General features: G+C 75.0%; 11 protein-coding genes and 1 tRNA gene. 8 read left to right on the forward strand and 4 right to left on the reverse strand.

Translation table 11 applies throughout. The annotated features are described in order from the left end of the window. Window positions 1-191 precede the first annotated feature (191 nt). Complete coding sequence (locus tag ACIQVI_RS08635) at window positions 192-956, forward strand: TetR/AcrR family transcriptional regulator (protein ID WP_403592887.1); 765 nt, start codon at window positions 192-194, stop codon at window positions 954-956. A gap of 537 nt (window positions 957-1,493) precedes the next feature. On the opposite strand, the gene ACIQVI_RS08640 is transcribed toward ACIQVI_RS08635, so the two are convergent. Next, window positions 1,494-1,566, reverse strand: a tRNA-Arg gene (locus tag ACIQVI_RS08640). Window positions 1,567-1,868: 302 nt separating this feature from the next. On the opposite strand from ACIQVI_RS08640, the gene ACIQVI_RS08645 reads away from it, so the two are divergent. From ACIQVI_RS08645 to ACIQVI_RS08675, 7 genes are all read left to right on the forward strand, one after another. Beyond that, window positions 1,869-3,479: a dynamin family protein gene (locus tag ACIQVI_RS08645; RefSeq protein WP_351968646.1), complete on the forward strand. Its 1,611-nt coding sequence runs from the start codon at window positions 1,869-1,871 to the stop codon at window positions 3,477-3,479. A 1-nt stretch (window position 3,480) separates the two neighbouring features. Continuing rightward, window positions 3,481-5,403, forward strand: coding sequence for a GTPase (locus ACIQVI_RS08650; RefSeq protein WP_403592892.1), 1,923 nt, complete (start codon window positions 3,481-3,483; stop codon window positions 5,401-5,403). A gap of 190 nt (window positions 5,404-5,593) precedes the next feature. Beyond that, window positions 5,594-6,160, forward strand: a complete 567-nt coding sequence (locus ACIQVI_RS08655; protein ID WP_403592895.1) for a single-stranded DNA-binding protein — start codon at window positions 5,594-5,596, stop codon at window positions 6,158-6,160. A 225-nt stretch (window positions 6,161-6,385) separates the two neighbouring features. Further along, window positions 6,386-7,858, forward strand: a complete 1,473-nt coding sequence (locus ACIQVI_RS08660) for an LAETG motif-containing sortase-dependent surface protein (protein WP_351968644.1) — start codon at window positions 6,386-6,388, stop codon at window positions 7,856-7,858. 370 nt (window positions 7,859-8,228) lie between these two features. Then, window positions 8,229-9,893 (forward strand): energy-dependent translational throttle protein EttA, encoded by a 1,665-nt coding sequence (gene ettA, locus ACIQVI_RS08665; protein WP_053648792.1) that lies wholly within the window; start codon window positions 8,229-8,231, stop codon window positions 9,891-9,893. A gap of 7 nt (window positions 9,894-9,900) precedes the next feature. Continuing rightward, window positions 9,901-10,326: a thioesterase family protein gene (locus ACIQVI_RS08670; protein WP_351968643.1), complete on the forward strand. Its 426-nt coding sequence runs from the start codon at window positions 9,901-9,903 to the stop codon at window positions 10,324-10,326. Next, window positions 10,323-10,994, forward strand: a complete 672-nt coding sequence (locus ACIQVI_RS08675) for a hypothetical protein (protein ID WP_403592900.1) — start codon at window positions 10,323-10,325, stop codon at window positions 10,992-10,994. The genes ACIQVI_RS08670 and ACIQVI_RS08675 overlap by 4 nt, the downstream gene beginning before the upstream one ends. A 23-nt stretch (window positions 10,995-11,017) precedes the next feature. Here ACIQVI_RS08675 and ACIQVI_RS08680 read toward each other — a convergent pair whose 3' ends face one another. From ACIQVI_RS08680 to ACIQVI_RS08690, 3 genes are all read right to left on the reverse strand, one after another. Beyond that, window positions 11,018-12,007 (reverse strand): ABC transporter ATP-binding protein, encoded by a 990-nt coding sequence (locus ACIQVI_RS08680; protein WP_403592903.1) that lies wholly within the window; start codon window positions 12,005-12,007, stop codon window positions 11,018-11,020. Continuing rightward, the gene (locus ACIQVI_RS08685; protein WP_403594488.1) at window positions 12,004-14,832 is read right to left on the reverse strand and encodes an FtsX-like permease family protein; all 2,829 of its coding nucleotides are present in this window, start codon (window positions 14,830-14,832) and stop codon (window positions 12,004-12,006) included. The genes ACIQVI_RS08680 and ACIQVI_RS08685 overlap by 4 nt, the downstream gene beginning before the upstream one ends. 308 nt (window positions 14,833-15,140) lie before the next feature. After that, window positions 15,141-18,485 (reverse strand): FtsX-like permease family protein, encoded by a 3,345-nt coding sequence (locus ACIQVI_RS08690; RefSeq protein ID WP_403592906.1) that lies wholly within the window; start codon window positions 18,483-18,485, stop codon window positions 15,141-15,143. Window positions 18,486-18,650: the final 165 nt, after the last annotated feature.

Raw genomic sequence — 18,650 nt, forward strand, 5'->3', positions numbered from 1 at the left:
CGCGCCCGCCCCCCCCCCGCCGCGGCGCGCCCCAGGAGGAGGAGGAGGAGGAGGACAGACGGGCCACGGGGGTCGGTCGCGCCCCCGTCGATCTCACTAGATTTCCAGTCTAGATTTTCAGACTAGAGTAAAAGTCTAGGTTGCCGAAATCTAGACTGGCAGCCTGGATTTCCGGAGCCGGGAGTGAGTTCATGCCGATGTCAGAGACCGGGCCCGAGCCGCCCCGCCGCCTTCCGCCGCCGAACGGCGCGGGCGGACCGGCGGACGGTGGGGTCGGGCCGACGGACGACGGGGCCGGGCCGGTGGACGGCGGGGCCGGCGCCGTCTCGCGGCCCGCGCCCCGGATCCCGATCGACAGGAAGCGCCAGCCCAGCGGGGACGAGGCACGGGAGCGGGCCATGCGGGCCGCCGTCGGCGTCATCGCGGAGAAGGGCGCGGCCGCCCTGCGGATGGCGGACATCGCCGAGCGGGCCGGCATGAGCACCGGCCACATCCTCTACCACTTCGGGAAGAAGGACCGGCTCCTGCTCGAAGTCCTTGCATGGAGCCAGACCGACCTCTGGGCCCGGTTCCAGGAGGCCGCCGACCGGGCGGCGTCCCCCGCCGAGAAGCTGGACCTGTTCGTCCGCTTCTACCTGCCCCGCCACCGGGGCGACGAGCGCTACGCGCTGTGGACCCAGGTACTGGCGCAACGCCACGACGAGGCGGGCCGGCGGATCCTCACCGAACTGCTGGACGGCTGGGACGAGCGCCTGGAGGCCATCCTCCGCGAGGGCCGCGACCTGGGGCACTTCGCCGACGTGGACATCCCGGAGTTCGTCGTCCGGGCGGTGGCCATGCTGAGCGGCCTCTCCGAGGACGTCATGTTCGGCCGCTCCCGCTGGCAGCACGCCTCCCCCCACGCCTTCGCCCTCACCGCCCTCACCCGCGAACTGCGCCCTGCCGGGCGGGGGTGACGCCGGAGGGCCGTCCGACCGCATGAAGCCTTGGCCGGCCGACCGGTGCCGTACCGCGCGGATCGCCGCACAACCGGTGGTGGCGTCCGGGGGAGCTTGGCGAGATGCGTGTACGGGCCCGGCCGACAAGTCCGGCCCGAGGCCGTCGCCGGGCCCGCACCTGCGGCGCGCCACCTTCGGCAGCGGCGTTCCGCACGGCTCGGCGGGAACGGACGTTCCGCAGATCGCTGTTGGGGCGGCCACGGAACCGTACCGGCCCCGGCTCGGCGCCGCGTCGACCGGTTCGAGCCGACGCCAGGCCAGGACCGGCGCCTCCTCGCGGCGTACGAGCCCGGTATCCAGCCCCGGCGGACAGCCCGAGCATCGTGCCCCCTTCGGACCGATCGCCCCCCGAACCCCTCCGCCGACCGAACCTCCCGAGCCGGCCGACTGCCGCTTCCAGACTTCTCGACCGCTGGCCGAAAATCCTCCCTGACCAGCGAAAAGACCCTCCCGAAGGAGGGTCAGGACCGCACGGCAAAGCCGTACGAAGAAAAGCGCCCCCGGCAGGACTCGAACCTGCGGCCAAGTGCTTAGAAGGCACCTGCTCTATCCACTGAGCTACGGGGGCCGGGTGGTGGCCGTGTGGCCAGGAGCCCCTGGTGGGTGGGGTGTGGCCTGCCGGGACAAGGATAGGGCTCCGATCGCCTTGGCCCGGTTGCTTCACCTGCGTGGCACGATGTGTAGGTTCGGTGAAGCGGAACGATAATCGCAGGCAGGTGCGATTCGCGCAGCGCTTTTCGCATCGCTCGGGGCGGGTGTTGTGCACTCGTTATGCCCCGTCTTCCGGTCACCGCCCTTTTCTTCGGCGCGCAGGGCCCCCATACGCTTCAAAAACACTCATAAATTGGGCATTCTTCGCATGTGGTGACCTTGGACGAACGGCCTCAGCTGATCGACGCACTCTCCGCCCTGCGCGACCGTGTCGCCGCCGTGCGTCTCCCACTCCCCCTTCCCGGCGCCGACCGCGCCCGCCAGAACCGGGTCGAGCTGCTCGCCCAGCTCGACGACTACCTGGTGCCGCGGCTGAAGGACCCCGACGCCCCGCTCCTCGCCGTCGTCGGCGGCTCCACAGGGGCCGGGAAGTCCACGCTCGTCAACTCCCTTGTGGGGCGGCGCGTCAGCGAGGCCGGTGTGCTCAGGCCCACCACCCGCACCCCCGTCCTCGTCTGCCACCCCGAGGACCACCACTGGTTCGCCGGGATGCGCGTCCTCCCGCAGCTCACCCGCGTCTGGCTGCCCCAGGCCGACGAGGACCACCCCGTCGACGAGCCCGCCCCCGAGGACAACGCCCTCCGCGTCGAGACCTCCTCCTCCCTGCCCCGGGGCCTCGCCCTGCTCGACGCCCCCGACATCGACTCCCTCGTCGTCGAGAACCGCCTCCTCGCCGCCGAGTTGATCTGCGCCGCCGACATCTGGGTCATGGTCACCACCGCCTCCCGGTACGCCGACGCCGTCCCCTGGCACCTGCTCCGCACCGCCAAGGAGTACGACGCCACCCTCGTCACCGTCCTCGACCGCGTCCCCCACCAGGTCATCGGCGAGGTCTCCCGCCAGTACGGCGCCCTGCTCGACCGGGCCGGGCTCGGCGACGTGCCCCGCTTCACCATCCCCGAGCTGCCCGAGTCGACCGGCGGCGGCAGCGGACTGCTGCCCGACAGCGCCGTCGCCCCCCTCCGCGGCTGGCTCGCCCACCGCGCCGAGGACCCCGCCGCCCACCAGCAGGCCGCCGACCGGACCGCCTTCGGCGTCATCGACTCCCTCGACACCCGACTGCCCGAGCTGGCCGGCGCGGTCTCCGCCCAGTACGCCGCCGCCGTCCGCCTCGGCGGCGTCGTCGAGGCCGCCTACCACGAGCAGGGCGGCCGGGTGCGCAAACAGCTCAGCCGCGGCGCCGTCCTCGCCGGCGACGCCCGCACCCGCTGGCGCGCCTACCCCCGCGACAGCACCGCCGACGAACTCCTGGACGCCCTCGCCGAGTCCCTCGCCGCCCTCCTCCACTGCGCGGTCTCCGCCGCCGAGGAGCGGGTGCGGGACGGCTGGCGCCACGAGCCCGCCGCCGAGGCCCTCGGCCCCGTGCCGACCTGCGCCGACCGGGAGACCGGCGAGCGGATCGGCCTGGAGGTGCGCCGCTGGCGCCGCGAACTCGAGGAACTGGCCGACGAGGAGGTACGGACCGTGGAGCGCCCCGCCGGCGCCCGCGGCGCCCTGCCCGAGGCCGACACCGTGGCCGCCCTCCTCGCCGCCTCCCTCCTCGGCGGCCGCCGCACCCGCCCCGCCGGCGAGCGCCTCGCCGAACTCCTCGGCGCCCAGGTCGCCCTGCGGCTGCGCGACAAGGGCGGCGCACTGGTCCTCGCGTACGTCGACCGCGTCCTGCACGCCGAACGCGACCGGCGCCTCGCCCCCCTCGACGCGCTCGACGTGACCCCCGAGCCGCAGGCGGAGCTGATCGCCGCGCTCTCCGTACTGCAGAAGGAGAAGTGACGTGCAGCTGGAAGACGACCGCAAGAGAGGCTCCCGCCCCGACCACGACCGCGCGTTCGAGAGCGACCGGGACCGCGACCGTGAGCCCGAGCGCGACCGTGAGCCCGAGCGCGGGCGCTGGGACGACGGGCTGATCGCCCGTCGCGCGAGCGAACGCGCCGCCGCCCTCCAGGACGGGCCCCGGGGCGGCTTCACGGGCGACTTCGAGGGAGGCTCCGAGGGCGGCGGGGCGGGTCCCGACGAGGACGCGCCGGGTTCCTTCGGCGGACACTACGGCCGCCCCCTCCGCAACCGCCTCGACGCCCTCCACGAACTCGTCGGCCTCTCCCGCGCGCGCGTGGAGAGCGACGCCCTCGCCGAGGCCGGGCGCGTCCTGGACGAGGCCGCCGCCCGCCAGCGGCTCTCCTCCCGGCACACCGTCATCGCCCTCGCCGGACCCACCGGAAGCGGCAAGTCCACCCTCTTCAACGCCCTCGCCGGCGTCGCCGTCTCCGAGACCGGCCTGCGCCGCCCCACCACCGCCGCGCCCATCGCGCTCAGCTGGTCCGAGGGCGCCGCCGGACTCCTCGACCGGCTCGCCATCCCCAACCGGCTGCGCCGCAGGCCCCTCGCGGGCGGCGCGGGCGACACCGGACTCCAGGGCCTCGTCCTCGTCGACCTGCCCGACCACGACTCGGCCGTCACCGCCCACCGCGACCAGGTCGACCGGGTCCTCGGCCTGGTCGACGCCGTCATCTGGGTCGTCGACCCCGAGAAGTACGCCGACGCCGCCCTCCACGAGCGCTACCTCCGCCCCCTCGCCGGGCACGCCGAGGTCACCTTCGTCGTCCTCAACCAGATCGACCGGCTCGGCACCGAGGCCGCCGACCTCGTCCTCGACGACCTGCGCCGCCTCCTCGACGAGGACGGCGTGGCCCTCGGCGAGCACGGCGAACCCGGCGCCACCGTCCTCGCCCTCTCCGCCCTCACCGGCGAGGGCGTCCCCGAACTGCGCGAACTCGTCGCCCGCCTCGTCCAGGAGAAGACCGCCCCCGAGCGCCGCCTCTCCGCCGACATCGACGCCGCCGCCGCCAGGCTCCGCCCCGCCTACGTCGCCGACGGGCGCGCGGGGCTCGGCGAACGCTCCCGGGACGCCTTCACGGACCGCCTCGCGGCCGCCGTCGGCGCCCAGGCCGCCGGCGAGGCCGCCGAGCGGGTCTGGCGCCGGGGCGCCATCCGCGCCTGCGGCACCCCCTGGCTGCGGCTCTACCGCTGGTACGAGCGCAAGCGCGAGCACGGCTCCACCGACCCGCACCCCACGCCCCCGGCCGAGGAGGAGCTGACGGCGCGCCAGCGCGTGGAGCAGGCCGTGCGGATCGTCGCCGACGACGCCTCGCGCGGGCTCCCCGCCCCGTGGGCGCAGGCCGTCCGCGAGGCGGCGACGCGCGGCGCGGACGGCCTCCCCGAGGCCCTGGACGAACTGACCGTCTCCCTCGGCGACCCGGCGGCCCGCCCGCCCCGGCCCGCCTGGTGGCCCGCCGCCGTCCTCGCCCAGGTCGTGATGACACTCCTCCAGGTCTTCGGCGCGCTCTGGCTGGTGGGGCAGATCCTCGGCGTCGTGGAGCCCGGACTGCTCCCGCCGGTCCTCGTGATGCTCGCCGGGATCGTGGGCGGCCCGCTCGTCGAATGGGCCTGCGAGGGCGCGGTGAAGGGCCCGGCGCGCCGGTACGGGCAGGAGGCCGAGCGCCGTCTGCGCGAGGCGGCCGCCGCCTGCGGCCGGGCCCGGGTGCTCGACCCGGTGGCGGCCGAGCTGGTGCGCTACCGGGAGGTGCGCGAGCAGTACGCGACGGTGGTGGGCTCCCGCGCACCGGCCCGCGTCGTGGGCGGACACCGCTCCGGTACGAGGCGCCTGGGCGCCACCCGCGCGGGGGCGCGGGGGAGGTAGGCGGAAGCCCGGGCGGGGAGGGTGTGCCCGCCCCGCTTCCCCCGTCCGTCCTCACCCTCCCGGGTAAGGGAGTTGTCCACTGTTACGGGGTTTTCCACAGGCTCCGGCGGGATTTTCGGATTCGCCCCACCATGAGGTCGAAAGGGCGCCCGGCCGAAGGGCGTCCGGTGGAACGGATGGGGGCGGGACCATGAACGACACGACCGTGACGCTCGTCGGCAACGTGGCGACGGCGGTGGAGTACCGGGAGACGGCGGCCGGCGGGGTGGCCCGGTTCCGGTTCGCGGTGACCGCGCGCCGCTGGGACCGGGAGCGGGGCCTCTGGTCCGACGGGAACACCAGCTTCTACACGGTGTCGGCCTGGCGCTCCCTGGGGGCCAATCTCGCGGCCTCGGTCTCGGTCGGGGAACCGCTGGTGGTGCACGGCCGGTTGAAGGTGCGGGAGGACGAGCGCGAGGGGCAGCGCAAGACCTTCGTGGACGTGGACGCGCTGGCCGTGGGCCACGACCTGACCCGGGGGACGGCCGCCTTCCGGCGCGCGGCGCGGGCCGAGTCCCGGGCGCTGCCGGACCGGGAACCGCCCTCCGCCGCCGGGCCCGTGCCCGGCCCGGCCCCGGAGGACGATCCGTGGACGACGGCGGTGGTGGAAGGGCTCGCGGGGGCGGCATCGATGGAGGAAACGGGCGTTTCGCGGGAGGAAAGCGGAGGAAAGGACGAGCGGACGAGTCCGGAACACCGGCTGGTAACCGCGTCCTGACCTTGCGTCGTGGCGATTTGTCGACCAACTCACCGCACGTGATAACGATTCCGAGACGGAATGGTTATCTGACCGTATGGCCGGGCACCGGGGGGTTCCGCATCCCTAGGATTCCCGGGTACTCATGTGGCACGTGAGCCCATCGAGTCTGTGAGTCTGTTGGCGTGCGCTCCCCCCACGCGGAACAACGCTGTTCGCGGAGTGGCTCGCCCGGAGGGGAATCCAATGTTTTCAGTTCGTGGGCGGGGCACCGCGCGTCGCCTCGCCGCCGCCACCCTCGTCTCGGGGCTCGTCGCCGCCGGCACGATAGCGATGGCCGGTCCGGCGCTGGCCGATGACGCCCCGGGCGCCGGTGGCGTCAAGGCGAAGCTCGGCAGCCTGTCCAAGGAGGAGTCCGGCAGCGTCGAGATCTCCGAGAAGAACGGCTCCACGTGGTCCGTTCGGGGCGGTCTCTTCAACATGCAGGTCGAGGGCGGCGGCGCCCTGTCGACGTACTGCATCGACCTCCGCACCCCGGCGAAGCACGACTTCGACTACAAGGAGGTCGGCTGGGACCAGTCGTCCCTCCACAACAACGACAACGCGGGCAAGATCCTCTGGATCCTGGAGAACGGCTACCCGAAGCTCTCCACCAAGGACCTCGGTGAGAAGCTCGGCGTGGACCTCTCCAAGAGCGAGGCCGCCGCCGGCACCCAGGCCGCGATCTGGACCCTCTCGGACGACGTCACGGCCAAGCCGAAGGACGCGGACGCCCGGAAGCTGACCCAGTACCTGCTGGAGAACGCGACGAAGCTCGAGGAGCCCAAGGCCTCCCTGAGCCTCTCCCCGTCCTCCGTCGCGGGCAAGGCCGGCGAGAAGCTCGGCCCGGTCACGGTCAACACCAACGCCAAGGACGTCAAGGTCTCCGTCGTCCCGGGCGCCCCCGAGGGCGTCAAGGTCGTCGACAAGACCGGCGCCGCGGTCACCACCGCCGCCAACGGCGACGAGCTCTTCCTCGACGTTCCGGCCGGCACCGCCGACGGCACCGCCGAGCTGGCCGCCGAGGCCACCACCAAGGTTCAGCTGGGCCGCGCCTTCGTCTCCATCGACGGCCCGTCGCAGACCCTGATCCTGGCCGGCTCCAGCGAGTCCACCGTGACCGCCAAGGCCGCCGCCACCTGGGCCAAGAAGGGTGCCGTCCCGGCCGTCACGGTCGCCAAGGACTGCGCCAAGGGCGGCCTGGAGGTCATCGCCTCCAACGAGGGCGACGAGGACTGGACCTTCGACCTGAAGGGCACCTCCTACACCGTCGCCGGTGGCGAGACCAAGACCATCTCGGTCAAGCTCGCCGAGGACGAGGCGTACAACTTCACCATCACCGGCCCGAACGGCTTCGAGCAGACCTTCGAGGGCGTCCTGGACTGCGAGACGGCCACCCCCGGCCCGACGCCTTCCGAGACCACCCCCACCACGGAGCCCTCCACCCCGGCCTCTCCCTCCCCGTCCACCACGGACGGCACCACCGGTGACACCACCACCGGCGGCACCACCGGTGGCGACACCACGGGCGGCACCACCGGCACCACCGGCGGCGGCGACCTCGCCGAGACCGGCAGCTCCAACGCCACCCCGATGATCGCCGGCATCGCCGCCGCGCTCGTCGTGATCGGCGGCGGCGCGGTGTTCTTCCTCCGCAAGAAGAAGGCCACCGGCCACTGAGCCGAGGTACGGGTGCCGGGCCTCGCGCCCGGCCCCGGCCCGAAGCACCACCCGCGGAGTGAGGTGCGTCACACGACGCCCTCCCCGTGAACCCCGCACGACCCCGGACCGCACCCGCGTCCGGGGTCGTCGCGCGTCCGGGCCGCACGTCCGAGCCGCACGTCCGGGACCGCGCCCGGCCCCCGAAAGCCCCCGCCCCGATCCCGTCCCCGGCCCCGGACCGGCCCCGCGAGGGCCCCGCACCGGCCCCGCCGCACCGGATCCGCGCCCCCGCGCACCCGCCCGCCGGGCTTACCGGTTTCCGCCAGGGGGTGGCGGTCAGGCAAGATGGGGTGTATCTGCCCACTCACTCTTTGCCGGACGGTTTCTCTTGGCTGAGTACATCTACACCATGCGCAAGACGCGCAAGGCGCACGGCGACAAGGTCATCCTCGATGACGTGACGCTGAGCTTCCTGCCCGGTGCGAAGATCGGTGTGGTCGGCCCGAACGGCGCCGGTAAGTCCACCGTGCTGAAGATCATGGCCGGCCTGGAGCAGCCCTCCAACGGCGATGCCTTCCTGTCGCCCGGATACTCCGTCGGCATCCTCATGCAGGAGCCGAAGCTCGACGAGTCCAAGACCGTCCTGGAGAACGTCGAGGACGGCGTCGCCGAGGTCAAGGGCAAGCTCAACCGGTTCAACGCGATCGCCGAGGAGATGGCGACGAACTACACCGACGAGCTCATGGAGGAGATGGGCAAGCTCCAGGACGACCTGGACCACGCCAACGCGTGGGACCTCGACGCCCAGCTGGAGCAGGCCATGGACGCCCTGGGCTGCCCGCCCGGCGACTGGCCCGTCGGCAACCTCTCCGGTGGCGAGAAGCGCCGCGTCGCGCTCTGCAAGCTGCTCCTGGAGGCCCCCGACCTCCTGCTGCTCGACGAGCCCACCAACCACCTCGACGCCGAGTCCGTGAACTGGCTGGAGCAGCACCTGGCCCAGTACAAGGGCACCGTCGTGGCCATCACCCACGACCGGTACTTCCTCGACAACGTCGCCGAGTGGATCCTGGAGCTCGACCGCGGCCGCGCCCACCCCTACGAGGGCAACTACTCGACCTACCTGGAGAAGAAGGCCGAGCGCCTCAAGGTCGAGGGCCGCAAGGACGAGAAGCGCCAGAAGCGCCTCAAGGAAGAGCTGGAGTGGGTCCGCTCCAACGCCAAGGGCCGCCAGGCCAAGTCCAAGGCCCGCCTCGCCCGCTACGAGGAGATGGCCGCCGAGGCCGACAAGATGCGGAAGCTGGACTTCGAGGAGATCCAGATCCCGCCGGGCCCGCGCCTGGGCTCCGTCGTCGTCGAGGTCAACAACCTCTCCAAGGCCTTCGGCGACAAGGTCCTCATCGACGACCTCAGCTTCACCCTGCCGCGCAACGGCATCGTCGGCATCATCGGCCCGAACGGCGCCGGCAAGACCACGCTCTTCAAGATGATCCAGGGCTTCGAGAAGCCCGACTCCGGAGACATCCGCGTCGGCGAGACCGTCAAGATCTCCTACGTCGACCAGGGCCGCTCCAACATCGACCCGAAGAAGACGCTGTGGGCCGTCGTCTCCGACGAGCTCGACTACATCAACGTCGGCCAGGTCGAGATGCCGTCCCGCGCCTACGTCTCCGCGTTCGGCTTCAAGGGCCCGGACCAGCAGAAGCCGGCCGGCGTGCTCTCCGGCGGCGAGCGCAACCGCCTCAACCTCGCGCTCACCCTCAAGCAGGGCGGCAACCTGCTGCTCCTCGACGAGCCCACCAACGACCTCGACGTCGAGACCCTGTCCTCCCTGGAGAACGCGCTCCTCGACTTCCCCGGCTGCGCCGTGGTCGTCTCCCACGACCGCTGGTTCCTCGACCGGGTCGCCACGCACATCCTGGCGTACGAGGGCGACTCCAAGTGGTTCTGGTTCGAGGGCAACTTCGAGTCGTACGAGAAGAACAAGGTCGAGCGGCTCGGCCCGGACGCGACCCGTCCGCACCGCGCCACCCACAAGAAGCTGACCCGGGGCTGACGGACCCATGGCGAGGCACATCTACAGCTGCCCCCTGCGCTGGTCGGACATGGACGCCTTCGGGCACGTCAACAACGTCGTCTTCCTGCGGTACCTGGAAGAGGCGCGGATCGACTTCATGTTCCGCCTGGCGCCGGGGAACGGCTCCCCCTCGTTCTCCGGCGGGTCCGTCGTGGCCCGGCACGAGATCGACTACGTGCGGCCGCTGGTCCACCGGCACGAGCCGGTGACCGTCGAGTCGTGGGTCACGAAGATAGGCGCGGCGTCGCTGACGATCGCGTACGAGATCAAGGACCCCGACACCGTCTACGTACGGGCGTCCACGGTCGTCGTGCCCTTCGACCTGGAGGCGCAGCGGCCCCGGCGGATCAGCGCCGAGGAGCGCGCCTTCCTGGAGGAGTACGTGGACGACGGGATGACCGCCGCCGCATGACCGTCCTCGCGCCGCTGCACTTCGCCGACGCCCGGGAGGCGGCGGCCCTCGCCGCCTTCCTCACCCGGCTCGTGCACTACGACCGGGCCGCCGCCGTCCGCCTCCAGGCGGGCGGCGGGGCGCTGGCCGTCTTCGGACGGCCGCCGTCGTTCGAGGTGCTCGCGATCCGCACGGCCCGGCTCGTCGACGCCGTGGACCTCGACGTCACCGTCTCCGCCGGCGAACTCCTCGACGGCATTGAGGAGACGGCGGGCAAGGCGGCCGTCCCCGGCGCCGTGACCGGGCCGCCCTGGGCGGGCGTGCTGCCGCCGCGCTCCGGCTGGCGGCCGGTCGAGGGGCTCCCCGGCGCCGCCGAGATGCGGGGCGCGGTCGCGGCGGCCGTCGCCGAGTTCCGCGCGCGGGACGAGGAACTGCCCGAGGAGCGGCGCACCCGGACCGAGCGCGAGCGGATCGGCCGCGAGATCTGGTCCAGGACCCTCGGCGGCACCGGACTGCCCCTGCGGGCCGTCCACGCCGCCCAGTCCCTCGGCTTCCTGCCGCCCGCCGGGACGGAGGAGGGCCCGGTCGCGCTGTTCGCCTCGGGCCCGTGGCTGCGGCTGCGCACGCCGTACGGCTCCGTCGCCCTCCGTACCGTACCGATGGCGCTGCCGGTGGCCCCGGGGCGCTGACCCCGGCACCCCCGGAGGGCTTCTCAGCGGTCCGCGTCGTCCGGCCAGACCCCGATGTGGTCCTGCTCCAGCTCCAGCGCCACCCGGTGCTCCATGCCGAGCGCCTTGGTGTACTCCGCCGGGAGCTGGAGCCGGCCCGCGCGGTCGAGCATCGCGTACTCCCGGGCCACGAGCGACTCCTGGCCCTGGTCGTCGACCTCCGTGCGGCGCAGCACCTCCGAGGAGGTCCGGCCGTCGCGGATGGCGACCGTGCGGCGCACCTCGGAGGCGACGGCCTGGTCGTGGGTGACGATCACGATCGTCGTGCCCAGCTCCTCGTTGGCACGGCGGAAGGCCGCGAAGACCTGCTCGCCGGTGGCCGAGTCCAGCTCGCCCGTCGGCTCGTCGGCGAGGAGCACGGCCGGATCGTTGGCCAGTGCCACCGCGATGGCCACCCGCTGCTGCTGGCCGCCGGAGAGCTGGTGCGGCCGCCGGTCGCGGATCTCCGCGATGCCCAGCATCGCGAGCAGCTCCTCCGCCCGCTCCGCCTTCTGCCGCGCCTTCGACCGGCCCCGCAACTGCATCGGCAGCGCCACGTTCTGGGCGGCCGTCAGATAGGGGAACAGGTTGCGGGCGGTCTGCTGCCAGACGAAGCCGACGACCTCGCGCCGGTAGCGCAGCCGCGCCTTCCCGTCCATCGCGAGCAGGTCGCACCCCCCGACCCGGGCCGCGCCCGCGGTCGGCACGTCCAGGCCCGCCAGGATGTTCATCAGCGTCGACTTGCCGGAGCCCGACGCGCCGACCAGGGCCATCAGCTCGCCCTCCTTCACGAGGAGGTCGAGGCCCTGGAGCGCCTGCACCTCCACCCCGTCCGTGGTGAAGATGCGGACCAGCCGGTCGCAGGCGATGAGCGCGTCGTGCCCGTACGAGGGCCGGTCGCGCCGCGCCGTCGCCCGCCGCTCCAGCTCTTCGAGGCTCGTGGACCCCGCTCCCGCCCCCGTCCCCGCCCCGGCCCGGATCCCGGTCTCCGTCATCGTGCGTCTCCTGCCCTGAGTTCCTTGATCGAGCCCCTGCGCCCCGCCCACCAGGCCTGCCCGGCCGCCGCGAGCGCCGTCAGGAGCACGACGGCGAGCGCGGGGACGAGCAGCGACCACGGGTCCGCCCGCAGCGGGGCGCCGTCGAGCCGGGCGAGCCCCGGGGCCGTCGCGAGCGCCAGCCGGAACAGGTCGATGCCCGGCGCGAGCAGCGGCACCGTCGCCCAGCCCGCGAGCGCGCCGCCGAGCGCCGCGAGGACCGCCTGCGGCAGCGCTTCGAGACCGAGCAGCCGCCGCCCCTGCTTCCTGGTCAGGCCCATCGTCCGCAGCCGGGCGAGCAGCGCGTTCCGCTCCGGCGCGCTCTGTGCGAGGGAGAGCAGCACGGCCACCACGGCGTAACCGGCGCCCGCGCCGATCGCGCCCAGGTAGATCCGCTCGGCTCCCGACTGGAGCGGCGAGTCCACATAGGTGGCCCGCTCCTCGGACCGCAGCGTCACCGCGAGGGCCTTCGACCTCTCCTCGACGGCGCTCCGCAGCGCCGCCCCGTCCACCGGCCCCGTGACGAGCAGGGCGGTGGCCGCCCGGCGGGTGAGGTCGGCGCCGTTGACGAGGAGGAAGTCCTCCCCGGGCAGCGCCGGGGTGGCCGACCGGACGCCGACCACCTCCACCCGGAACGTCCCGGCCGCCGCCACGACCTCCAGCGGCTCGCGGCCGAGCCGCTCGGCCACCGACGGCGAGGCGATCGCGGGCAGCACCCGCCCGGTGTCGGCCACGGCGCCCGCCCCGCCCTTCCCCGTCGGGGCGAGCAGCTCCGCCGGGAACGCGCCGAAGCCGGTCCGCTTCGCAAGCCGGGTGTACGAGGCGGGGTCGACGCCCACGAGCGGCGCGCTCATCGCCTTGGCGGAGGTGCCCTCGTGGGACGGCAGCTCCACCCCGTACTCGATCTGCACCGGCGCCAGGTCCCGCACCCCCGCCGTGCCCCACACGGCCCGGTCGAGGCCCGCCGGCAGCGGGGTCCACTCGACCGCGCCGTCGATCCGGGCGTCCGCGCCGGTCGCCAGGAGCGCGGCCCGGTCGCGGGCGTCGGCGACGCCGGCGAGGACGGAACCGCCGAAGGCGGCCGTGGTCAGCGCGAGGACGAGCGCGAGCAGCGGGAGCGTGCCCGTCGAGGACGCGCGCCCGGCGCGGGCCAGGGCCAGCGGGCCGACCACCCCGCGCAGCCGGAGGGCCGGGCGGCCCAGCCACCGCAGCGGCAGCGGATAGACCCGTACGAGCACCGTGGCGGCGATCAGGCCGACCAGCACGGGGGCGGCGCTCACCAGGTGGTCGCCGGAGTCGCCCGCGCCGCGCAGCCGCAGCGAGACGACCGCGCCCACGGCCAGGACGAGCAGGGTGAGTTCGAGGACCGTGCGGCGCCGGGAGGGGCGCGCGGTCAGCAGGTCGTCGCGGCCGCCGTGCAGCCGGGGGCGCCGGTGGAGCACGACCGCCCGCAGCGGCAGGACGAGCATCGCGGCCAGGGCGACGACGGAGGCGGCGAGCAGGGAGGGGGCGAGGGGGATCCCGGCGGCTGCCCCCGGCCCGCCGGGCGGGCGGACCGTCACGACCGCGAGGCCCAGGGCGAGCGCGGCGGCGGGCACGGCGACCGCCGAGGTCTCGCCGAGCAGCCGCAGACCGATGCCGGTGAGGGAGGCGCCCCGGGAGCGCAGCAGCGCCAGTTCGCCGTCGCGGCGGGCGACGAAGAGACCGCCGGTCATGGCGAGGACGACGGCGGTGATCGCGCCGATCCCGAAGACGCCGACGGCCACGACCGGGCCGATGGCGTCGCGGGTCGAGCGGTACGAGTCGACGATCTCGTCGAGACCGGTGGTGAGGGCGCCGACGCCGCCCATGGCCTTGCGCAGCTTGACCAGGTCGGGGCCGCCGCCCGCGGAGGCGAGGGCGGCGGAGAGCCGGTCGGTGTCCCGCCCGGTGAGGTGCCCGGACGTGGGCACGAACCGGAAGAAGGCCTCCTGCTCGCCGGCGGTGCCGACCATCGAGGCCGCCGAGGCGGGGGAGAGGAGCAGGGCCGCCTGCCAGTAGTACTTCACCTCGTCCTCGACCAGCGGGGCGAGCGCGGGGGTCCGCAGCAGCGGCTCCACCGACCAGTAGGCGGTCTCGGGGCCGCGCGGCTCGACGATGCCGGTGATCGTGACCGCCACCCGCTCGCCGCCGCTCCGGCTCGGCACGTGCACGACCGAACCGGGCTCCAGACGCAGGGACGCGGCGGTCTTCGAGGTCACCACCGCCTCCGGGCGGAGGAGGTCGCCCCCGGCGGGCCGGCCCTGCCGGAGCGTCGCGTGCCGGGTCAGGTCGGACGGGGAGGAGAGCACGAACTCCGGGGAGAGCCCGTCGGGCCGGGGCAGCCAGGGGTCGAGCCCCTCGACCCGGCTGACGGTACGGACGCCGTGGACGCCCTGCGCCGGGTCGGTCTTGATCGGGTCGGGCAGCAGGGCCCGCAGCGCGTCGCTCCGCTTCCGGAGGGCGGCGGGGGCCAGGACGCCCTTGTACTGGGCCGGGGTGCCGATGGCCAGCGGCGCGGTCACTTCGAGGACGCTGTCGCGGGGCGCGGCGGACGCGATGTCGTGCCGGAGGCCCTCCGTCTCGTACCGGTCGACGGCGCGCGGCAGCGCCGCCGCGAGGTAGGCGGTGACCAGCACGAGGAGCGCGAGCGACGCGGCGGCCCAGGGCGCGGTCCGCAGCCGGGTCCGCACCCAGGGCGCGACGGTACGGGAGGTCCTGCCGGACCCGGAAGGCTGGTCGGGCCGCGAGGACCGGGACCGGGGCATGTCGGGGGCCTTCCTGCGTGCGTCGGGCTTGTCGGGGGCGCCCCCGTCCGGGGCGGCGGGCGTACGGTCCGGACGGAGGGCTCCGCCGGTGTCCGGGGTCCCGTCCGGGTCGGGGGTTCCGCCGGTGTCCGGGGTCCGGTCCAGGTCGGGGGTTCCGCCGGTGTTCGGGGCCCGGTCCGGGCCGGGGGCTTCGTCGGTGTCCGGGGTCCCGTCCGGGCCGGGGGTTCCGTCCGGTGTCCGCCCGGGAGCCCCGTCCGGGGCGGGGCCGGGGAGGTCGGTCGGCGTCTCGTGGGGGTCGTCCGGTGTCATCAGCTCGCCGCCTGGTGGCGCAGGGTGACGACCGGGTCCGTGCGGCGGAGGGCGATCGTGGCGACGATGGCCAGGGGGAGGGCGGCGACCCCGGCGATCAGCAGGGCGACCTGGCCGAGGGGGAGTTCGACCAGGACCGGGGGGACGGGCCGGGCGGCCTGCCCGGTGAGGACGACGAGCGGGACGACGGCACGGGCCAGGACGGTGCCGAGTCCGATGCCGACGAGCAGGCCGATGCCGATGAGCAGCCCCTGTTCGGCGGCGATCAGCCGGGCGAGGCGCCGCTGCGGCGTGCCGAGGGCCCGCAGCACCCCGAACTCGGCGGAACGTTCCCGCATGGCACCGGCCGAGCCGACCGCGAAGCCGACGGCGGCGAGCGCGGCGGCGGCCGCGGCCACCGCCATCAGGGCCGCGTTGGGCCCCGCGCCGAGCGGATCGCCGAGGAGCTCGGCGGCGATCTCGTCGCGTACGAGGACCTGCGCCGGGTCCGCGTCGGGGCGGGCCCGCAGCGCGGCGGCGGCCTCGGCGGTCTTCCCGGGGGCGGTGGTCAGCCACCACTCGGTGGCCGGCACGGACAGGGTCCCGTCGCCGGACCCGGCCAGGTACCGGTTGACGGTCACCAGGTCGAGGAGGACCGTGCCGCCGTCCGCCGGGGCGGTCACGGACGGGCCGGTGGCCGTCGGCGCGACCGGCCCGGTGGTCGGCAGCTCCTCGACGACCCGGTCGACGACGACGGGGACCCGCAGGCCGTCGAGGGCGACCTCGACGGTGTCGCCGGGCTCGGCGCCGGACGCCGCCATGAAGGCCGCGGTGGCCACGGCGGGCAGCCGCTCGGGCGGCTTCGGCGCGGGGGCCGCCATCCGCAGGGCGTACTCCTCCGGCGCCGCGTGCTCATTGGTGGGATGGGCTCCGTCGACCCCGAACGAGACGGTGTACGGGGCGGAGCCGGCCGCTCCGGCCGGGCCCGGGCCGCCGCCCGCCGTGCCGCTCCTCTTTCCCCCTTCGCTCTCGGTCTGCTCGAAGCCGAACGACCAGCCGGCGAGGACCTTCGCGGGGGAGTGCGTCCGCGTGCCGCCGTCCGCCCCGGTGGCGGCGAGGCCTTCGACGCGGACGGTGCGGATGTGGTGCGGCTCCTCCGCGATCTGTCCGTCGAGCTCCAGGCCGGTCAGGGTGAGCAGGCCGCCGGAGCCGGGACCGCCGTCGCCGCCGGGCACGGCGGTGAGCGCGCCGAGGTCGAGGACCAGCCGGTGGACGCGGCCGTCGGAGGGCAGCGCTCCCAGGGTCTGCCGGTACGGGACGCCGCTCGGGTCCTCCAGGACGGCCGTGACCCGGGAGGCCCCGCTGCCCTCCGGCGCGGCGGCCCGCAGGTCCACGGCGAGCGTCCGGGTCCCGGCGGGCAGCGCGAGCCCGGGGCGGGGGCCTGCCGCCGGGGTCAGCGGGGCGAGCAGGGAGCGGGCCGTGGTCCCGGCGAGGTCGGGGCGCAGCAGCAGGCCGCCCGCGGCCTGGCGGGTGTCCACGGCGAGGACCGTGGCGTTCCTGCCGGACACGTCCAGGGTGGTGCGGTGCACGGGCGCCACGGCCTCGACGCCCGGCACGGCCCCCAGCCGCTCGGTCTGCGTGGGCTCGCCGGGCCCGGGGCTCAGGACGCGGACGTCCGTCCCGGTCCGGAAGTCGGCCTGGTCGCGCTGCGAACGCTCCCACGAGCCGCTCTGCCCGATGGCCAACATGCCCATCGCCACGGCCAGGACGAGCAGCAGGACGGGACCCGCGCCCCGCAGTGGCCGGCGGCTGAACTGCCAGCCCGCGAGGGCGGCGGAGAGCCCGCGCCCGCCGGCCGCGCGCCGCTCGGCCAGCTTGGCGGCGGGCGGCAGCAGCCGCAGCGTCAGGACGGTCCCGGCGAGCAGGGCCAGGGCGGGCGCGGCGACGAGCACCGGGTCGATCGAGCCCCCGCCGAGGGTGCCGCCCGCGGCGGCGGGCCGCTGGAGCTGCCAGTACGCGACGGCGGCGACGGCGAGCAGCCCGAGGTCCGCCCCGGCCCGCACCGGACCGGGCAGCGAGGACGAGCGGGCCTTGCGCAGCGAGACGGCCGCGCCGTCCCCGGCGGCGAGCGCGGGCGCCACGACGGCCGCCGCGCAGCACAGCGCCACCACGGCGGCGACCAGCCACACCTGGGGCGAGGGCGAGGTGTCGAGCCGCACCCCGAGCGAGGAGAGCGCGGACCGCTCGGCGAAGAGCCCGGTCAGCGGCCCGGACAGGAGGGGCGCCGCGAGCGCCGCGGGCAGGGCGAGCAGCAGCGCCTCGGTGGCGGCGAGCCCGGCGATCCGGCGCCGCGAGGCGCCGCGCGCCCGCAGCAGGGCCGTCTCGCCGGAGCGCTCGGTGCTGAGCAGCCGGGCGACGAGCAGCAGCGCGTACGCGGCGAGCAGCACCAGCTGCACGGCGACGATCAGCAGGGTGGAGCGGGAGACCAGCAGGGCCCGCCCGGTCTGGTCGAGGACGGCCGGCAGCGCGGTGGTCGCCGAGACCGTCGCGCCGAACGCGGCCCGGTTCCCGGCCAGCGCCTCCGGGCCCTCGGTCGCGGCGGCGCGCAGGGCGTCCATCCGGTCCGTGGTGAGGCCGGAGAAGTCGGCGGTGCCGAGCCAGGAGGTGTCGCCGTGGCTCAGCGCCCCGGAGGCGAGGACGGCCGGGTCGGCGAGCAGCGGCCCGTACGTCGTGAACGCGACCGTCCGCACGCCCCGGCCGCCGAGCGGATCCAGCCGCCAGTACGGGTCGGTGGTGTCGACGGGCCGGTAGACGCCGGTGATCCGGGCCCTCACCCGCTTCTCGGTGAGCCGGTCGGTGAGGTCGAGCACGGTGCCGGGGCCGGCCTTCAGGCGCCGGGCGGCCTCCTCGGGCAGCGCCGTCTCGACCGTGCCGCCGCTCCGGGCGGCCGAGGGCCAGGAGCCGCGCACGAGGGAGAGCCGCGAGCGGTCGAGCGCGGCGAAGTGGGTGAGGTCGGGGTCGCCCTCGCGGGCGGCGTCGGACCGGAGGCTCCGGGGCAGGGCGTACGCCCCCGAGCGTTCGAGCCGCCGCACGGTCACCGGCAGTCCGTCGAAGGACGCCCGCATCCCGTCGCGGACGGCGGCGTCGGCACCGGCCCGCTTCTCGGGGGGCACCTGGCCGCCGACGAGGAGCGAGGCGGCGGCCGCGGACCGGCCGCGCAGGCCCGCCTGGAGCGCGGCGTCCCCGATCGCGCCGGAGAAGGCGGCGAGGGTGGCGAGCACCGAGGTGGTCAGGAGGACGGAGAGCAGCGCGGCGGCGAGCAGCAGTCGGTGCGCCCTGACGCGCAGAAATACGAACCCCGTCACCCGTCCCCCTGGCCACCCTGATCACGGTCCGTGCGTCGAACGCCTTCCGAACGCCCCCGGACCCCCTCCGGATGCTTTCAGAGTGCACGCACGGCTGGAAACCGCTTGCGGGCCCACCTTGATGGGATCGTGACCGTTATCCGGTGTCCGGGCTCCGGAATGTGC

The sequence above is a fragment of the Streptomyces sp. NPDC098101 genome, from assembly GCF_044760185.1.
Lineage (GTDB): Bacteria > Actinomycetota > Actinomycetes > Streptomycetales > Streptomycetaceae > Streptomyces.